Source organism: Mesorhizobium sp. M7A.F.Ca.CA.001.08.2.1 (assembly GCF_003998455.1).
Lineage (GTDB): Bacteria > Pseudomonadota > Alphaproteobacteria > Rhizobiales > Rhizobiaceae > Mesorhizobium > Mesorhizobium ciceri.
Map to the genome: position 1 here is coordinate 1 of NZ_RZPW01000960.1, position 1,996 is coordinate 1,996.

Annotated in this window: 2 protein-coding genes; one reads left to right on the forward strand and one right to left on the reverse strand. The window is 63.8% G+C overall.

Going from position 1 to position 1,996, the window contains the following annotated elements; all coding sequences use genetic code 11:
* A partial coding sequence (locus EN914_RS33495) for a PRC-barrel domain-containing protein (RefSeq protein ID WP_164779112.1) occupies positions 1-375 on the forward strand: 375 nt, incomplete at its 5' end.
* A gap of 51 nt (positions 376-426) precedes the next feature.
* Here the strand turns inward: EN914_RS33495 and EN914_RS33500 are convergent.
* Positions 427-1,996: alkaline phosphatase family protein (locus EN914_RS33500; RefSeq protein WP_127389582.1), on the reverse strand; the 1,570-nt coding region annotated here is incomplete at its 5' end.

Consider the following 1,996-nt stretch of genomic DNA (forward strand, 5'->3'; position numbering starts at 1 on the left):
GCTCCGGACCAGACAAAGACCGCAGCCATCGACAAGTCGACGCTGACCGAGATGCCGGTTGGTGAGATTCGCGCCGATGACCTCAAGGGCACGACTGTCTATGGCGCCAACGACGCCAAGGTCGGCGAGATCGGCGATGTCGTGCTTGCGCCCGACAAGAAGGCCGATGCGGTGATCGTCGACGTCGGTGGCTTCCTCGGCATTGGCGAGAAGGAAGTCGCGGTCGGCATGGATAATCTCAAATTCATGACCGACAAGGCGGGCAACAAATACCTGTACACGACCTTCACCAAGGAACAGCTCGAGGCACAAACCGCCTATGACAAGGGCAGCTATGCCGAGAAGCGCGATCAGCAGCGCATGATCGTCAGGTAGTTTCCACCCAGTCGGATACAGGCCCGCGCCGGCAACGATGCGGGCCTGTGTTCATGTGTGGCATGGAGGCAGGCCAGCGGCATGGCCGACGAGGCCGTTCTCGGTCAATTCGGCCAGTGCCAGCGATTGGTCGAGATGTTCAGCTCGCCAGGCGAGCAGCCGTTCGGCGAATTCCAGACGCACGGCGAGATGGCTGGGGTCGGCCGCGAGATTGTCCAATTCGTCCGGATCGTTTTCCAGATCGAACAGCAGCGGCGGCAGGTTGCCGCCGAAATGCACATATTTGAAACGCTCCGTGCGGATAACGGCGAGATTGCATTGGCGTGAGGCGATGCCGAAATGGCGTTCGGCCTCGCCCGCGGCAACCGAGCGGAAATCGAACTCCCAATGCGCGGCATCGCGCCACGCCGCAGGGGTTTCCCCGCTCAGGAACGGCTTCAGCGACCTGCCGTCGAGATGCGGCGCGGGCTCTTCGCCGAGCAGGTCGAGAAACGTCGGCAAAATGTCGACCGCTTCCGTGAAGCTGTCTACCTTGCCGCCGGCCGCCTTGCCGTGGCGCGGATCGCGGATGATCAGCGGAATGTGGTAGCTGCCGTCGAAATAGCCGCCCTTGCCCAGCATGAAATGGTCGCCCATCATCTCGGCATGGTCCGAGGTCAGCACGATGATGGTGTCGTCCCACGCGCCGGCCGCCTTGACCGCTTGCCAGATGCGGCCGAGCTGGGCGTCGACCTCGGAAATCATGCCGTAATAGATCGCGCGGAGGACGCGAAAATCGTCTTCGCTCCAGTCGTGCACCTTGCCTCTGGCTTCGGGGCGAAATTTCATCTGTTTCTGCCGGCCGAGATCATAGGCTAGATAGGGATGGTTTTCCGCCTCCTCCTGCCAGCTTGCCGCGCGCCGGAAGGCCGGGCCGTCAGCCGGATCGTACATTGTGTTGTAGGGCTCCGGCACTATGAAGGGCGGGTGCGGGCTGATGAAGGAAAGATGCGCGAACCACGGCGCGGCGTGCTCCTGTTCGCCAAGCCAACGCGCGAATTCGCCGGTCAGGAAGGCCGCCGGAGTTTGTTGCCCGGAGTAGACGGGCGGCGCGTTGCCGACAGTGGTCCCGACCGCGCGGTCCGCCACCGGGCGATGGATGTCGGGGGATCCGGCGCTGGCGTCGACACCTTGCAGCTCCAGCCAGGATAGCCATTGCTTCTGATGCTCGGGCAGCAACTGGCGCACCGTAAAGCCCGGCAGCACGCCTTCATAGCTTTGCAGCCGCGGATCGCCCGGCGCCAGCAGGCGCGGATCGAGCGACACATCGGTGTAGCCGAACAGCGTCGGATCATAGCCCAGGGCGCGAGCCGAAAGCGCAATGTTGCCGTGGCGAGCGTCGAGCGGCGTGCCATTGCGGCAGACGCGGTTGTTCATCTGGTAGAGGCCGGTGTAGAGGCAGGCGCGGGCGGGCGAGCAGGGCGCCGCGCCGCCATAATGCCGCTTGAACAGCACGCCCTCCGCGGCCAAAGCGTCGGCATTCGGCGTTCGCACCACCGGATGACCGGCGGCGGACAGACAATCGCCGCGCCACTGGTCGCATGTGATCAGGAGAATGTTAGGCCGCCTGGCTTTTCCAGTC